Raw genomic sequence first — 16,533 nt, forward strand, 5'->3', positions numbered from 1 at the left:
ATCAAGAAAATGATAGAGTTATCAAACACTAAGATGCTCTCTTAGGGCAGTTTGGAAGCATATAGGTGTCGAAAGCGAAAATACCTTAAGATGACAAAGAGGAGTGTCAGATAAGGCTGATAGCTCACCAGACGTCACTTTCGGGGATGCGTGTTTCGCTTCACAAGGTCGAGCCACGACGAATACCTGATTTTTCGATTCTTCGGTGAATATTGAATATATTCGAGTTCGCCGTCTCTCATGTACTGACGAATTAGCGCAATGCTTACCGCCGTGCGCTCCGCCAGCTCTTTGGGAGTGAAATATTCTTCAGTGGTGTTATCCATCGCCGTTTCGATCCTATAGCTTGTCATGCGCTTGAAAGCAGTCGCATTCTTCACCATGCTCACCAAACGCATGAATCTGCGACTCACCTGCACTATTGTGCACACATAATGCATTAAGGCTACATTTGTATATGAGCGCCACCACCGAATTGATTTGGGACAGCTCTCCGGCTGCGTTTGGTGCACGCTTGACCATCATCCGTCATGAGGTTGGTCAAACACAGGTGAAATTTGCGGCCCAGCTCGGGGTCTCTCTGCGATCTTACCATCATTATGAGAAAGGTCAGCGCAGCTGTACGACAGACATCCTCGCGATCCTGTCGTCTAACTTTGGGGTCGATTTAAACTGGCTGATAACAGGCGTCGAAAACAACCCAGCGCGTGATGACGCCACGTCAATCGAGAACTTCAACACGTCGCTTATCGCGTATCTATCAGAGCGCAAGATTTCACTTACGGATGCGCAAAGACGAGCTGTTGTTGCAAAGTGGTATCAAGGCCGACAGCACAAACGCGTAGACCTGCAGGATGATGTCGCGTTTTGGGTCGAGATGCTGAGATGATGGGCCCCATCAGGTGAAAGGACACGCAATGTCTTCAAAAGTTATCGATGTGTTAGAGCGGAACCTAACGGATACCGCTGCACATCTAAAATCACCATGTAGCAACTTGGTTGGGGGAACAATCGGCCTTGCGGTAGGTAAGGCTTTGCTTCCAGTTCTAGACCATAATGCCCAAGCTACCATCTTCCTGACAAGCCTGACGCTTATTTCCATGGCGGTTGCCGTCTGGTCAATGGCACAGGCTGTACCCTGGATGATCACACGTCTGAAAACATCCGCACGGTTAATAAAAGCTGTCCACGGCGCTTCGGCTCCCAGCCTCCTTCCAAGGTTCAGGCGGCTTTTGACAATTTGGGCGAAGGCGCGGAAAAACTGAAAGCTGCGGGAAGAATACACTTGGAAGAACACCTTTTGAAGCTCGGTCAGGGCTTTTCCAGTTGATACAGATCGACCGCTGAGCATGCTTGCTGATATCCTCTTCCTAGACGGGCAAGGAGATGGGGCATGGCGATAGGCGGCATCGTGCCCAAACCTACGCGACCAACGGGATCGATCCAATCACCGACAGCCTGCTGTCGGTAAGAGATACGACCTCCAAGCTGCGGATCGTTGCTTTCATCGGGAACGTGCCAATTGATGCAACGTCAACTGCTTCTAATACTGACCGATCCACATTCGTCGCCACTGTCATATGTGATTTATAAGGCATGTCTGGATGCAATTCCGAGCGGTGCGGCCCGTCATAAAGTTGCTGATGCAAAGCTGTAACACGGTCAGTTCCCGTCGAAGTTACAAGGAATATTTTGTGCGTCTTTTCAAACGGATCATAAACTATTTCCCAGCTTGGGAACTCGACGGAAATCGTTGTTGTTCGAGTGGCCACCAGCTCGCAATGTTTAGCTATTTCAGATGGAGTTGAATTTTGAACGCCAAAGACAAGCGTGATGTGTGGCGCAACGAGCCCAGCCCTGTCAGGTTCATGTGCACTGCGAAACGTCAGAATTGAGCGCAGTATGTCAGCTTCGAATTTTGGGTATGCAAGAACATAGATCATACTTGAACGCTGTGGCATTCGCTCAGAAAACTCAAGGTCGGTTTTGTCCCGTCTGCTGCCTCTCAATGGTGCTACCATGAACGGCAGGTTGCGATGAGATCGGCGCTGCCACGTCCGGGAGAAGTGGTCGTTCGTGAAAGATTATGGTGAGCGGTAGGAACGAGCCCACTCCCGGATGCCGCGCCGCATTCGAATAGACCCTGTTGCGCAAATCAGTTGACGGCCAAGGTTCCCCTTTCCCCGGACACACTTATCCCACGGCCTCTGTGACGGGTATGCCAAGCGCGGTGAAGCCGTTCATTACGGCAACGCGGAGCTGAAGCTCGGCAACCTGACGGTCAGGGTCCCGTGCCATCAGCCTTTGACCGAGCAGTTTCATGCAGTGCATCTTGGTTTCGGCACGACTTCGGCGGTGGTATCCACTCCATTTCCGCCAAAGCGCCCGGCCGAGGTATTTCGACGCCCGCAGCGCTTCGTTGCGCGCAATCGCGCCTGCAGTGTCGGGTTTCCAGGGCTTGGCGTTCTTGCGGGGCGGGACGACGGCATTGGCGCCCTGGTTAGCGATGGCATCGTGGCACTTGCGCGTATCGTAGGCGCCGTCTGCAGTGACGCTGCCGATCTCCTGCTCGGGCGGGATCTGGTCCAGAAGTTCCGGCAGCATGGGAGCATCTCCGATGTTGCTGCTGGTGAACTCGACTGCCCGGATTTCCAGTGTCTTTTCGTCGATACCGAGATGAACCTTGCGCCACACGCGGCGTTTGGAGCCACCGTGCTTGCGCGCATTCCACTCACCTTCGCCTTCCACCTTTATACCGGTGCTATCGACCAGCAGGTGCAGCAGCCCCTCCGATCCCCGATACGGGATATTCACGTTCAGCGTCTTTTGCCGGCGGCTGAGGGTGCTGAAATCCGGCGCCGGCCAGTCCAGCCCGCTCAGGCGCAGAAGACTCTCCACCAAGCCGGTCGTCTGCCTGAGCGCCAGGCCGAACAGCACTTTCATCGTCAGGCAGGTCTGGATCGCAGCATCGCTGTAGGTGGGCTGTCGGCCACGTTTGCCGGTAGGCTTGGCCTCCCATGTCATCTCGGGATCGAACCAGATCGTCAGCGAGCCCCGGCGCTTGAGCGCTTCGTTATAGGCCCGCCAGTTCTTGGTCTTGTAGGTCGGGGGTGTCGGTCTGCTCATGACCTCCAACTATCACGCTGGATTCCCAAGATGAATCCCCAACCCGATTTGCGCAACAGAGCCATTCGAATATGACCGATGTAACACCAAGTCATCATTGTCGCGGTTCCGAACGATTTATGAGCGCGACAAAGCACTACTTTCCAAGTTCCATCAAATCCATAATTGCCTGAACGAATGCCGGGGGAGTTTCTTGGGGCAGATTGTGGCCCGCGTCATCGATGATCCGGCGTTCATAAAATCCGTTAAAATGAGAACGGCAGGAGTCCGTTTTCGCGGGCGGGTCAACGCCATCATCACGCCCCTGAAGGATGATGCTTGGCACGGTAATATTTGGCTGTTCGGCCAGCCGGGCCTCGATCTCGTCATAAGCCGGATCGCCGACGATGCAGCCAAAGCGGTGCCGGTAGGAATGCAGCACGACCTCCACGAAATCCGGGTTGTCGAATGAGGGTGCCGTCGCGGCATAGGTCGCATCATCGAACTGCCAGCTTGGCGACCAGAGCGACCAGATATGGCGGCACAACTCGCGCCGGTTTTGGGTCAGACCGGCCCGGCCTCGCTCTGTGTGAAAGTAATATTGATACCAGTAGCGCGTTTCCTCCTCTGGTGGGGCGGGTTTCCAGGCATGGGCAATATCCTGGATATTGTAACCTTGCCCGCAGCTTACGAGGCCGCTGACGCGCTCCGGCCAGAGGGCTGCAGCGATACAGGCGGCGCGACCGCCCCAGTCGTAACCGCCAAGACATGCCTCTTCGATCCCGAGCGCATCCATAAATGCCAGCAAATCGGCTCCAAGTGCCGCTTGCTGGCCGGAACGCATCGTGTCGGACGACAGAAAGCGGGTCAGACCAAAGCCACGAAGGTAGGGGACCAGGCACCGGACCCCTTGTTCGGCGAGTTCGGCAGAGATGTCATCATATGCGCGGATATCGTAGGGAAACCCGTGAAGCAGAACAGCCGGAACGCCGTCTGACGGGCCAAATTCATGATATGCGATCGTGAGATCGCCAGCTTGGATGGTTTGCATTTCAGATCGAGCCTCCGCTTGCATCGTTACCGTGACGGCAGAGCTTCCGATAACCGGAACTGCGCTACGCCATCCTTCTCGGCACTACGCAGAACCCCTTATACCAGTTCCTTGAATATCAACACGGAACCGGTTATACAAGTTCCAAGTTGAAAAGGGCGGAAACATGCCATCCCGAAACATCGACTTTCACACCGAAACCGGCCGTCTTTCCCTCGACTGGATAGCCACGCTTGGGGATCGGCATGGCACGCCACTCGAAAGGATGAGAAACCCCGCTGATCTGGAACGATGGCTAACGGCTGTTGCCGGTCAGGTTGTAGCCCGCAAGCCGACTGGGCAGAATCTGGTCGCGGCCAGGCGGCTTCGCGCGGCTCTTGTCGGATTAGTGGATCGTCTTCATTCCAGCCAATCCCCCGTCGTTCAGGATATCGAGATTCTGAATGAATTTGCGGCCCTGCCGCCCCCCGTAGTGCAATTGGGCGTGACGGGGAAAACATTGGAAAAAAATGATGGCCTCGATGCGTCAGCCGTATTCGGCATGATTGCACGGGACGGAATCGATCTCTTAACGGGCGGCGATTTCGCAAAGGTCAGGCTATGTGCGGGGGAGGACTGCTCGGTTTACTTCGTGGATCATTCGCGCCCTGGCAAGCGGCGCTGGTGCAGCATGGGCCGCTGCGGCAACAAGGCAAAGAAAAGAGCGTTCACCGAGCGGAGCTTGCGAAACCGGCAAAGCGTATATTGATCCTCCCTGACCGGTCATTGAAGGAATCCGGATGAATGTCCTGTTTGTCTGAGGTTTGTGGCTGCTGGATGCTTGCCATTCAGCGGCGATAAACCTGACAAGGAGGAAAGCGCGGGCGGATTTTGGTGCTATGGGGATTGTGGCTCAGGGCTTGGGCAGTCGATGCGTCGATCTTCGGGGCCTTTTTTCCTCTGGGACGGTCGGCCCGTTGATTTCCACAGCCGATGGCATCGCTCGGTGCCTTGTTTCGCCGTGCTGGGTCCGTTGCAGTGGGGGTTTCAGTGGGATGGCCGCACTGACGGATCCGACGCCTCGAGATCGCAGGGCCGGGTGTGACGGATGGGTCATGCGGCGGCGTCCCATGGCGGCGCGCGGGATTTCGGCGTTTGGCCGCGGGTGAAGGTTTCGATGACGCGCATCTCCCCTCCGCATTTGGGGCATGTCTGGCGCGGGTCCCGCTCGTCGGAATCGGAGCGCCTGTCCTCACCGGTCGTCTGATCCGGCCGTGGCACCGTACCGATCAGATGCCTGATCTTCTCGATCTTGTCGCGGCGGATACCATTGGCCATGAACCCGGTGTGGCGGATGCGGTGGAAGCCGGAAGGCAGGACATGGATCAGGAACCGGCGGATGAACTCGGATATGGGCAGGCGCATGACCTTCATCCGATCCCCGCGCTTGATCCGGTAATCCTTCCACCGGAAGGTCACGGTGCCGGCATCCGCGCTGATGAGGCGGTGGTTCGAGATCGCGACGCGGTGGGTGTATCGGCTGAGATACGCCAGCACCGCCTCCGGTCCGCCGAAGGGAGGTTTGGCATAGACGACCCAGTTGACCTTGCGCAGCGGCGCGAGATGGGCGGCGAACATGTCGGGGTCGGCCAGTTCCGACAGATCGCCGAAGAATGTCAGTTTCCCAGCTTTGTGCAATCTGGCCAGCCCTTCGAGAAACAGACGCCGGAAAAGTCTCGACAGGACCTTCACGGGCAGGAAGAACCCCGGGCGGCAGGCGATCCACCGGGCACCATCCGGCGACAGCCCGCCACCCGGCACGATGACATGGGCGTGCGGATGATGGGTCATCGCCGAGCCCCATGTGTGCAGCACGCTGGTCATGCCGATCCGGGCGCCGAGATGCTTCGGATCGGCCGCAATGGTCAGAAGGGTCTGGGCGGATGCCTTGAACAGCAGACCATAGACCGCCGCCTTGTTCTGGAAGGCTATGTCAGCAATCTGGGTTGGCAGGGTGAAGACCGCGTGGAAGTATTCAACCGGCAGCAGATCCTCGACACGAGCCTGCATCCAATCCCGCGACGCGGCCCCCTGGCACTTCGGACAATGCCGATTGCGACACGAGTTATAGGCGATGTGCTGATGATCGCACTTGGTGCAGGCCGCCACGTGACCGCCGAGCGCTGCGGTCCGGCATGCCTCGATCGCGGACATTACCTTCAACTGCGGCAGGTTCAGATGCCCTGCGTGTTTTTGGCGGTAGGCAGGCCCATGGGCGCGGAAGATATCCGCGACCTCCAGTTTGGGACGGCGCATGGGACCGGGATCAGCCGGACCCAGCCTCCGGTCGCACCAGCAGATCAAGCGGGCTGGTCACACTCTGGATCGTCTTGGTCGCCACCTTGGTATAGATCGTTGTGGTCTCCAGCTTGGCGTGACCCAACAGAACCTGGATGACGCGGATGTCGGTCCCGCCCTCCAGCAGGTGAGTGGCAAAGCTGTGCCGCAGGGTGTGGGGTGACACCTTCTTTTTGATCTCGGCGAAGTCGCAAGCCGCCCCAAACGCGCGGTTGAACTGCCGGGTCGAGATCGGGTCGATCCGGTTGCGAGCGGGAAAGAGCCAGCCTGCGGGACGGGCTTCGCGATAATAGTCGCGCAAGAGCTGCAGCAGGCTGGGCGACAGCATCACGTGACGATCTTTGCGGCCCTTTCCCTGATCGACGCGGATCAGCATCCGGTCGCTGTCGATGTCGGGCACACGAAGATGGGTGACCTCGCTGGCTCGAAGGCCGCCGCCATAGGCGACGCTGAAGGCGGCCCGGTACTTGAGGCCGGGCCCAGGGGCGACTTCGAGAATGCGGGTGACCTCCTCGGCACTCAGCACCACCGGTATCTTCTTCGCCAGACGCTGATAACGCATGTGGCGCTTCATCTCCGCACGCGCGCACGTCACCGAGAAGAAGAAGCCGAGGACGCTCAGCCGGTTGTTGAAGGTAGGTGCGCCGACGCCCTTCTCCTTCATATCGAGTTGAAAGGCGCGCAGATCCTCAGGTGTCGCCGTGTCGGGCGAACGGCCCAGAAATTGCGTGAAGTCGCGCATCGCCCGCAGGTACATGGTCTGCGTCTTCGGCTGCAGACCCTTGATGCGCATATCTTCGAGAAACCGCCGACGCAAAGCGGGAACATGTTGATCGGACATGGAAACCTCCTGTCATCTGATTGAGAAGGTCCCAATCGTCCGACAGGCGCGCCCATCTACCAAATCCCGGCGCCCCGATCAGCGCGCATCACTCGCCACAAGCGCCCATACCGCGAGAGCGGTTTCGTCCTCGTCACTGCAGTACGGCCAATGGAGCGCAGGCTGGCGAATGTCCGGTCTCCGATAGGGCATAAACACGATCCGCGCATTTTTACCAAAGATTGCCGAACCGGGTCGCAGCCGTCCGTGTGTAGTGAGCGGTATGCCGGGGATCGCGATGGCCGAGGTAGTCTTGAATGAGCCGCAAATCATGTTTTTTGTTTGCCAGTGCGAAACCGCAGGAGTGCCGAAGCATATGAGGATTGATCCTGCCTAAGTCTCCACGTTTTCCTGCCGCTCCGACGATGTAGTTCACCGCCTGTCGGGTAAGCGGTTGCTCGCGCTCCGAGACAAACAACCACGGAAGTGCGTCATTGCGACAAGCGAGCCAGCGGCGGATGGCACGCAGCTCGTCACCCGCAATTGGCTGCTCAACGCTCAGGCCATTCTTGAGGCGGCTGATCCAGATCCGCGACTGCGCAAGATCGACGTCTTCCCGTCGCACGGCGATGGCTTCCGAAACCCGGAGCCCATGTCGAAACATCATCAGGATTAAAAGGTGATCCCGAATGCCGTGACGTCCCTTTTTCGCAGCGGAGAGGAGCTGTTCGATCTGGGCTTGGCCGAGATAATCGCGGCGGCGCTCATGAGAGTCTGCGGCCCGATCTCCATCACTCTTTACATTTTGCCGGTTGGTCATGGTTTTGCCCCGCCTCTTGAAGTGCTGCCTGGCAATGGCCAAGCCGCCCGCTATGAGCTCCACTTTTTACAATAGACACATTTTGTTAAGAGTTGGGTTCAGCCCGTTTCACGCTGCTCCTCTTCGGTGAGTCGCAAGCGTAGCGCAGCGATCAGAATTTTTTCAATCTCTCGCACACGCAGGCCGTGATCAAATCCAAGACGATCAACTAGCAGTGCAACTTCCGGATCATTCGGCCCATAGATCGGCCAGTCATGAAGCTCGTGACTGTCTGGGTGCATTTTCCGCGTCATCGAAGAACCTTCCAGCGAGGTGTAGGGGTATCCTCATTGCAGAATGATCGCACATAGCGAACTGGGCTCACCAGCATAATCGGCGGGAAACGGAATTTGCAAAATTGACGTGGGCGGCCACGACTTATGGACGTGACCGGCCTATTGCCGCCGTTCAACGCCCCCGCAGGAGTTCGCGGTGCGGGGCCGCCCGTCATTGCGGCCATTCGTGCGTCGCGCGGCCTTTTTTGTTGCCCACACGTGGGTCTGCGGGCAATGCAGATGTTGCGGATTGCGCCGGATCAAGCGACTACTTCGTCATGAGCACTGCCTATCGCATCCCCGACGAATTCGAGACCCGGCGCTATCGCCTCCGAAGGGTTACTACTGGCGACGCCTCTGCGATATTCAACAGCTATGCGGCTGACGTCGCCGTGACGCGGTATCTCGGGTGGCGACCCCATGGGGATTCCAGCGTAACAGAAGACTTTATAAAAAGCGTGGCGGAGGAATGGAGGACCGGCAAAGGTTTTCCATTGGTCGTCTTCCCACGCGATGATCCCGACAATCTGATCGGCATGTTTCATCCTCATGTTGGGAGATTCAAAGTCAACTACGGCTACGTACTCGCTGAACGTGCATGGGGGTACGGATGTGCAACTGAGGTCCTGACGTGGTTGGTCGAGCACGCAATTACTCACCCATCTATTCACCGAACAGAAGCATTTTGCGATGTCGACAACCGGGCATCTTCCCGCGTGATGGAAAAGGTTGGGATGACAAGGGAGGGATTACTTAGCCGGTATTTCTTACATCCCAACGTCTCCAAAACACCCAGAGACTGTTTCATGTACGCTAAGGTTCGATAGGGCGCAGGCAACATACGGCGATGCAGCGCGCTCGTTCATCGTAGCCCCCGGAAACCTCGTTACTCACGGCCCTTAGTAGACAGGCCCGTTAATCGTATGTGGCATTGCGGCGTCCACATTGCGACCTTTGGGTCTTTGTGCAGCAATTTGTTGGTCGGAATCCCGATGCTTGCCTCCACGAGTTGGTCGAGGCACTTATAGTGGTAACTGTTCAAAACCGAGACCTGCCATGGCCCGCAAACCCGCCCTGTCCATTGACAAACTGAAAGACCTTGGTGTCGCCAAGCTTGGCCAGCTCGTGCTGGATGAAGCTGAACGCAATGCTGGTTTCCGGCGTCAGGTCAAGGCGGCGCTGGCCGGCAAATCGGGGCCCGAGGCCATTGCCAAGCTGATCGACCGGCGGTTATCAGGCTTGAAACGGGCCAAGAGTTTCATCGATTGGGACAAGGCCCATGCCCTTGGCGACGATCTACGCAGTCTGACCGATACGATCACTTCTGAACTTGGCGCCGCCGCCCCGGGACTCGCCATTGATCGGTTGCTGCGCTTCATCGCCACCCACGAGCAGGTGTTCGAACGTGTCGATGATTCCTTGGGCCGTATTCAAGGCGTCTATTATCAGGCAATTACTGCAACCGGCGACCTGGCGCAGCGTCTGACCGCGCCCGAAGCGGATCAGCTACCAGAGAAGATCATGTCCGCACTTGGCGAAAGCACCCATGGCTATCTGACTGACGTGACCGAGGCCGTGGCACCGCACCTGCCGCAAGACAGCCTGACCCGATGGGATGCCGATCTGAAAGGCGCCATTACTGAGCGGCAGACCGAGGAAGCGGCGCGTGAATCGGATGGTTGGTTTTATTCCATGACCTCACAATGGTCCGCAATGCGCCAGACCATCGCCTTGGCGCGCGGCGATCTTGATTTGCTCATCGCTTTGGAGGCGAAGAAGAAGCCGCATGTGCAGGACACGCTGACGATTGCTACACAGCTTCTGGAGGCCGGGCGCACCTCTGAGGCGCTGGATTGGGTGCGTAAACCGGGGCGGCGTCCATTTGGCCCGGCCGATGACGACCTGTCACCGGCACGAGTCAGCCTTGAGGCGCGGATACTGGAAGCCGTGGGGGACGAGACCGCCGCCCAAGCCCTGCGCTGGCGTTGCTTTGAGGCGCGCCTTTCCGCCGACATCCTGCGAGATTACCTCAGGAAGCTGCCGGATTTCGAGGATATAGAAACCGAAGAGCGCGCCCATGCCGTCGCGTTGGAAAAAGCGACGCCCGAGGTAGCACTGCAATTTTTCCTCGACTGGCCGCGACACGATCTGGCGGCAAAGCTGATCGTAATGCATGCGAAGCACTGGGACGGAGGTGATTGGCATATCCTGCCCAAAGTCGCCGCCCTTCTGGAGCACGATTATCCGCTGGCCGCGACGATTCTCTACCGCGCACTTCTGGACAGCATCCTGGATCGTGCGCGCTCCAAGGCCTATGGGCACGGCGCGAACTACCTCGAGAAACTGACTCTGCTGGCCGAAGAGGCGGACTCAACTCGCCCCGGAGAAATCGCCGACCACGCAAGCTATCTTGCCGAACTGAAGAAAAGGCACCCCCGCAAATCAGGGTTCTGGACGCGCATCGGTGAGAAGAAATCAAGACCGCCAGAAGGGAGCACGTCCCACCACCCTGTATGGATCAGAGGAGATGGGTAACGGCCCAATTCGGACATTTACCGTGGCAAAGATCTAACTTTATCTGCTGCAGCGCAGAATGCCTAATAGACGAAGTGTCCGTTCAGCTTGACGCAGTACGCATTTAAGGCCTTGCGACCGTCGATTTCCCGAACACCGGCAGAGTAGTCAGGATTGTAGTAAGTTGGTTGTGTATAGTATACGCCTGTCTGGCTGCATGGCTGCGAGTATTTTGCCGCGTAGAGTGCCATCGCTAGTGAAACTGGTTTCGGCCCAAATGGAGCAAGTATCAAACCTTGTTCACCATGTTCTCCTATCCCTAACAGCGCCTGATACACCTCAGGGACATTGATCCCATCCACTCGTTTGACTGATAGTCGACCTGAATCCGGATTCGGGAAAATTCCCCGGATGAAGCGCCAGTTGCGAGCAACCCTGTCAGCTTGCGCAGGAAAGGGGAACAAAAAATTCATCTGAGTCTCGTCAAACCGCCCTGAGTCTACAAGATCTGGGAGACCCAACGGCTCGTAGCCAATACCAACAACGACTTTTCGGTTGCCCTCATCTCGTGGAGAGATACGAAATCCTGGAAGAGCTTCCCAAGGGTCTGGGTTCTCAGCCAATGGTTTGTCTGAATAGACGTTAGGTTCCGCGTAAGTGAAAACAACATTTCTAGGTTGATTGAATTCACCGAACAGCAACTTCGTAAGAAAGAAGTAAATTTTCTTAGGAAGTGAAGTAATGTCGATGATCAGACTTTGATCGCCGATCTTAGTCAAAAACTCCCGCAATGCCCTTTCGTACCCTGAAAACGGATCAATCAGACCATGTGCAGAGATTGACTGATCCTCAAAGCCGAGACTGGTAACATACGCTCGATTCTCCGCAGTTTTTCGCTCTATTTCGTCAGTCGATACGGATAACGGATCTTTAATTTCAAAAACCAACTGCGGGCCAAAAATATCCAACTCATTGATGCACTCAAAGACTGCTCGGCAACGATACTCATGAGAACAGCAGGCAATCAGGGACCATTTCGAACCCTGCTGGGTATTTAGTAGTTGATCAAACCTTCCCCACGGCCTGAATTCCCCGGTAGCTTGCAACATACTATGGATTACTCATCGAATGGGAACTGAAGTTGACTTGTGTCACGTTCTTCTTGACGTGATCGGCGGATTGCTCTCGCATCAGAGCTGATCCCAACTGTCACGACACCTGAGTTCTTCATCCAAGCTGCAACTTCCTGAATCGTCGCGTAGTAAGGCTCCTTGATATGCGCCGCAGGAATTTGGAAATGTGGAGAGAGGATCGGAGAGAGATACCATTTTTCACTTTGACCGCGTGAGCGGGACTTGGGTGTGTGAGGTCGGCTCTCCAAAACCCCAAATGCAACACAGTCCGAAAGAAAATCGTCAATAACAGATTCGTCTTCGACGTCTCTCAACGGTAGTGAAAAGCCGTTGTTTCCTGGGTAGGACATATTCCGATCGCGAAGCAATTTTTCCCTGAAAAAATTGCCAAGCTCATTTACAAACCGGTTTCGGTCATCCCCACCCTTTGGCTCCGCTTTGATCTTACGAAACCAGTAATCGCTGGCTGAATTGATGCCGAGGGTTTGTATCACCGGATCAATATCTTTAGGAAGGTCGATTGGACCTTCATCCATCGATCTCAGCAACTCCGCCCAGACGAACTGACACATACTTAGGAAGGTTAGAATATTCCTGCCAGCTAAGTTCACTATGTCCCCAGAACCGTACCAGACCGATTTTTGACCGCATGCTGAAAAGACTTGCAACAAAGCTTGCTGTTTTCGCTCTTTCTTCCACCACTGCCGTGATGACCAAGGCTCTCGAACTATGTCGGTGGCCGAAATCGCTTGTTTTTTCGAGTTCTGACGAACCCACGCTTCACCTAACTTGGCCGAGATTGGGTCGCGCTCTGCTATGCCAACTAGAGCTTCCCTAATGGTATGGTCAAATGGCCCTGTCCGAGAAACCACATTAGCCCTGCTCTTAGTGATAAACTCCTCTACTTTTTTCTCCGGGGTCGCTCGGGGGCCAAACAATTGTCGGACGGCCTTTTTCGCTACACCTCCATAGCCTGCTTCAAGAAGTCTTCTCCGCAGTACGTCGTCACAGAATTCGGGAAATAGCGAAACTCGGCTCTCTCTCGCTTGAAGCAAATCGTCCAAATTAACGACATTTACTTCCCTCATCTCTTCAACAGTGGCGCTTCCTCTTAGACTATGAATACCCTTGTCCAATGAGTACAGCCTTGCACCGACCCGATAGGAAACTCGATCATCCCGGTTCCCTAGCATTTTCCAGATAACACGCCTGAATATCGGACGCCCATTATCAGAGATGTCTCTCTCAAGATCCATCAGGTCCTCAAACTGATCGATCGTTACCAAGACTGGAACGTCGTCTGGAAGAATACCGACATTCCGAAGACAATCGGCTGCAACTGCGATCGGTTCGCCTGCACCAGTCTTGGTTCGGGAAAACTCTTCTGGAAAATCAGAGTTATAGTTTAGAAAATTCTCATACTTCCTTATCCTGATCTCTACGGCGTTCTTGAGTTGCTCAAAGGTTCCAACGCCTTCTAGTGCACCGAGCCAACAAGCGTCGGAAGAAAGGTTTAATGCAAACTCGTCAAGCAGCTTGGGGCGAGTATCTAGGCCAATTTTCGAAGCCAGCAATTTTCCATCTTCCGAAAAGAGGAGCTGTAGCTTCTCAATCAGGTCAGAAACGATCCAGTAGTTTAGAAAATCCGCAAAATACAACCCGATTACTCTTTCATTGTCATCAGGGACGCCTTCAATTGCCCTTTGCCCAAAAAGCAAAGCGCCGCTAGACCTCAGAGTTATGCTGGCTGCGACGAAGCGAGAGCAATGCGCGGGCAATGGCCATGTATGGCTGCTATTAAGGTATTCCACGAGCACTTGCGGTTCGAGCAGATTTAACAGTGCTGATTTGCCTGAACCTTGAAGACCACAAAGAATTACATTTCCGGGTTCAAACAGTCTCTGGACAAGGCTTTCTTTTAAAAGCACCGGGCTGAAAAGGCTTACAAACTCACTCGTAGAGATGGACTCCGTGCGATAAAGACTGTTGAAAGGGTTCAGAGAATTTTGCTTCATACTGGCAACCGAGAGTTTCTAAGGAACAATGGCCGCCATGAGTCTTCCATTCGCTTATGTATCGCAGGCACCGTGTTATCTGGACAGTTTGCATAAGGCACAACGAAGCCCCCTGTTTGGCGGTAACCAAACGGTCCGTACTCTTGGGGACCTCCCTGAATCAGCGGATGTATCTTCTGCAGCAGTCTTCGTATCCTAGCGAACTCTGGGTTTTCGTCAGCTAGGGGGGCAGGTGAAATGAAAAAGCGTTGGTCAAACTCTAAGACTGGACTGTAGTCAAAGTGATTGATGGCATTACTTCTGTTTCGAGCTTCATCAGCTCCCTCAGGGCAGATGAAGAGCGGGCACAACAATACGTTAACTTCGGGGCCCAACGATACTGCTAAATCAACGGCATCGAGCATCTGAGAACCCGATCCTACAAAATCTTCAAGCAGCACCAGATTTTTTCTCACTACATTCCCATTTGCGTCCTCGTCTAGAACGCTCCTGCGAAATGCTGCGGGGTCCCAGTTTTCAGTGTTGCCTTCCCATTTGTAGCGCAAGGCTTCAGTTTGGATTTGGTTAGCAGTGCAAAATGCGCGGATTCCGAAGCTGTCCGTTACCTCCGTAAATCGGGTTGCCGCCAATTCTTGCGCCAACATTTGGCTGGCATTGTTCTGGAATGGATCAATGTTTGCGACCCTCATCAACCACTGCATGACATGTTTGCTGTAGGCCGTCCTATAGGCCGCCTCTTGTTCCCCACGGCCAATGAAAAAGAGGTGCGCAAGGACGCGATACAGTTCTTTTCGGTCAGCGTCGTTGTTTAGGTTTCCAATCCAATAGGCAAGCCGCGCGCCAAAATTTGCATGCCCACCATACGCCGTAACTGAATACTCGTGAAAAAGTTCGCGTTCTAAGAACTCCAAGTCCCGTTTAAGGTCTTCGATGCCGTCAGCGTCCCGCGCGTCTTCTAGGCACCAGCGTTGCAGGATTGTTCGAAATTCTGCTCTGGTCACAATGCGGCCCAACTGTCACTAAGCGTGGTTCCAACTAGCCTCGAAAACTTCGGTGGAACCGCATTTCCAATCATCCGATACTTTGTAGTCTTGGCGCCCGTGAACTTGAAGCTGTCAGAGAAACTCTGAATTCGCGCCGCCTCCCGCACGGCGAGCCCACGGTCTTGCTCTGGGTGCAAGAAGTACCTTGGTTGTCCGAAGCGCGTATCAACAGTAGGTGAAACGTCGTCCCACTTCAGACGACGAAACTTGCCGTTAAACGTATTCCGAAGATCTATGAAATCTCCTATTTTCCTTAGGTAACCTTTCTGTACTAGCCCTTCCACTAGGTTATCCGTACCGGCACCGAAAAATTCAATGAGATCGGCGAGTGGGACTGGATCAGCGTCTCCAAAATCACGCCTTCGGTTCTGACGCCTAAGCTTGACCACAGTTTCCAGTAGGTTCACTTCCAAAGTATTTACTTGACCGAATACTTCAGGGATGTCCCAAGTGTGGACTGCGGACAAGCCACTTCTGACATTTGATAGCTTTTGCCCAGGCGCAATTCTTCGAGCGATCAACGCGTCAGTCGAGTATTCGAGTAGTGGGTCCGGATCGAAGTCACACGCCTCATGAACATTTTTGAGCGCGTCTCCGATCGAACGGCGTTCTTGGCATGGAATCTGCAAAGAGAAACAATCGGACGACCGTACGGCCAATATGATTACTCTTACTCGCCGTTGAGCGATTCCAAAGTCAGACAGATTGTAAATTGACGATGATACTGAATACCCACTTTCTTTTAGTAACTCGACCGTCTTGTCGAAGTGTTTGGCGTTTTTTGTGCTCAGCAAGCCACGAACGTTCTCAATCACGACAACTTTTGGCTTAACCAGCGAAGCGATCCTAGCAACGTTCCATACATGGTTATTGCGTTCATCGTCGGGATTGTTTGGGCCGGCGGTCGAAAAGCCTTGGCAGGGCGGGCCAGCCGCAATTATATCGACCCCTTTGAGAAGAGGAAGATGTTGGTCGCCAAACGCACCAAGATCCATACATTCGGTTTTTGTGCCAAGATTTTTGGCAAGAACATCTAAAGCGGCGCGATCATTGTCGATGGCACAAACACCCTTCAGGCCTGCTTCATGGAAACCATGGTCAAGGCCCCCGCAGCCACTGTACAGGCTGGCAAACCGTATTTTTGTACCATCAAAAATGATCTTCTCTTTCGATACTGTGCTGATGCAACTGGCTCGGTGCGCTTACCATAGCGTTAGAAGCGATTGATATGAACAGCTTTATCAGAACTTCTTGCACACAAGTACGATGCTTTTGTCACCGACAAGAAAAAACAGAAAACAGTGACTGCGCCCGATAGACTTGTTTCCTTAGACGAATGCACCTCGCGACTGCAGCGAATGACCGAGATCCACCCCTACGT

General features: G+C 54.6%; 16 protein-coding genes. 4 read left to right on the top strand and 12 right to left on the bottom strand.

The window, feature by feature from the left end; translation table 11 throughout:
- Positions 1–134 precede the first annotated feature (134 nt).
- Positions 135–398, bottom strand: coding sequence for a hypothetical protein (locus FGD77_RS00240; RefSeq protein ID WP_255005384.1), 264 nt, complete (start codon positions 396–398; stop codon positions 135–137).
- Positions 399–457: 59 nt separating this feature from the next.
- Here FGD77_RS00240 and FGD77_RS00245 point away from each other — a divergent pair, with 59 nt between their 5' ends.
- Positions 458–889: a helix-turn-helix domain-containing protein gene (locus FGD77_RS00245; protein ID WP_255005385.1), complete on the top strand. Its 432-nt coding sequence runs from the start codon at positions 458–460 to the stop codon at positions 887–889.
- A gap of 532 nt (positions 890–1,421) precedes the next feature.
- On the opposite strand, the gene FGD77_RS00250 is transcribed toward FGD77_RS00245, so the two are convergent.
- From FGD77_RS00250 to FGD77_RS00260, 3 genes are all read right to left on the bottom strand, one after another.
- Entirely contained in the window at positions 1,422–1,943 is a 522-nt protein-coding gene (locus FGD77_RS00250) for a 2'-5' RNA ligase family protein (RefSeq protein ID WP_255005386.1), read from the bottom strand.
- Positions 1,944–2,193: 250 nt separating this feature from the next.
- Entirely contained in the window at positions 2,194–3,126 is a 933-nt protein-coding gene (locus tag FGD77_RS00255; protein ID WP_255005387.1) for an IS5 family transposase, read from the bottom strand.
- A gap of 136 nt (positions 3,127–3,262) precedes the next feature.
- Complete coding sequence (locus FGD77_RS00260; RefSeq protein ID WP_255005388.1) at positions 3,263–4,180, bottom strand: alpha/beta fold hydrolase; 918 nt, start codon at positions 4,178–4,180, stop codon at positions 3,263–3,265.
- A gap of 142 nt (positions 4,181–4,322) precedes the next feature.
- On the opposite strand from FGD77_RS00260, the gene FGD77_RS00265 reads away from it, so the two are divergent.
- Positions 4,323–4,904: an ABATE domain-containing protein gene (locus FGD77_RS00265; protein ID WP_255005389.1), complete on the top strand. Its 582-nt coding sequence runs from the start codon at positions 4,323–4,325 to the stop codon at positions 4,902–4,904.
- A gap of 344 nt (positions 4,905–5,248) precedes the next feature.
- Here FGD77_RS00265 and FGD77_RS00270 read toward each other — a convergent pair whose 3' ends face one another.
- From FGD77_RS00270 to FGD77_RS00285, 4 genes are all read right to left on the bottom strand, one after another.
- Positions 5,249–6,451 carry an IS91 family transposase gene (locus FGD77_RS00270; RefSeq protein WP_255005391.1) on the bottom strand — a complete coding sequence of 401 codons (1,203 nt, stop codon included), beginning with the start codon at positions 6,449–6,451 and terminating at the stop codon, positions 5,249–5,251.
- A gap of 10 nt (positions 6,452–6,461) precedes the next feature.
- A complete protein-coding gene (locus FGD77_RS00275) occupies positions 6,462–7,334 on the bottom strand; it encodes a site-specific integrase (RefSeq protein WP_255005392.1) in 873 nt (290 codons plus the stop codon).
- 211 nt (positions 7,335–7,545) lie between these two features.
- The gene (locus FGD77_RS00280; protein WP_255005400.1) at positions 7,546–8,133 is read right to left on the bottom strand and encodes a tyrosine-type recombinase/integrase; all 588 of its coding nucleotides are present in this window, start codon (positions 8,131–8,133) and stop codon (positions 7,546–7,548) included.
- Between the two features lie 98 nt (positions 8,134–8,231).
- Positions 8,232–8,426 carry a hypothetical protein gene (locus tag FGD77_RS00285; RefSeq protein WP_255005403.1) on the bottom strand — a complete coding sequence of 65 codons (195 nt, stop codon included), beginning with the start codon at positions 8,424–8,426 and terminating at the stop codon, positions 8,232–8,234.
- Between the two features lie 299 nt (positions 8,427–8,725).
- On the opposite strand from FGD77_RS00285, the gene FGD77_RS00290 reads away from it, so the two are divergent.
- A complete protein-coding gene (locus FGD77_RS00290) occupies positions 8,726–9,274 on the top strand; it encodes a GNAT family N-acetyltransferase (protein WP_255005404.1) in 549 nt (182 codons plus the stop codon).
- Positions 9,275–9,503: 229 nt separating this feature from the next.
- A complete protein-coding gene (locus FGD77_RS00295; protein WP_255005406.1) occupies positions 9,504–10,982 on the top strand; it encodes a DUF6880 family protein in 1,479 nt (492 codons plus the stop codon).
- Between the two features lie 62 nt (positions 10,983–11,044).
- Here FGD77_RS00295 and FGD77_RS00300 read toward each other — a convergent pair whose 3' ends face one another.
- Genes FGD77_RS00300 through FGD77_RS00315 form a run of 4 tightly spaced genes read right to left on the bottom strand, consistent with a single transcriptional unit; the run spans position 11,045 to position 16,336 of the window.
- Positions 11,045–12,070, bottom strand: a complete 1,026-nt coding sequence (locus tag FGD77_RS00300) for a hypothetical protein (RefSeq protein WP_255005414.1) — start codon at positions 12,068–12,070, stop codon at positions 11,045–11,047.
- 8 nt (positions 12,071–12,078) lie between these two features.
- A complete protein-coding gene (locus FGD77_RS00305; RefSeq protein WP_255005418.1) occupies positions 12,079–14,109 on the bottom strand; it encodes a hypothetical protein in 2,031 nt (676 codons plus the stop codon).
- Entirely contained in the window at positions 14,106–15,110 is a 1,005-nt protein-coding gene (locus tag FGD77_RS00310; protein WP_255005427.1) for a hypothetical protein, read from the bottom strand. Before FGD77_RS00310 ends, FGD77_RS00305 begins: the two co-directional genes overlap by 4 nt.
- A complete protein-coding gene (locus FGD77_RS00315; RefSeq protein WP_369682670.1) occupies positions 15,107–16,336 on the bottom strand; it encodes a DNA cytosine methyltransferase in 1,230 nt (409 codons plus the stop codon). The genes FGD77_RS00310 and FGD77_RS00315 overlap by 4 nt, the downstream gene beginning before the upstream one ends.
- Positions 16,337–16,533 lie beyond the last annotated feature (197 nt).

The organism is Roseovarius sp. M141 (assembly GCF_024355225.1).
In the GTDB taxonomy this organism is placed as follows: domain Bacteria; phylum Pseudomonadota; class Alphaproteobacteria; order Rhodobacterales; family Rhodobacteraceae; genus Roseovarius.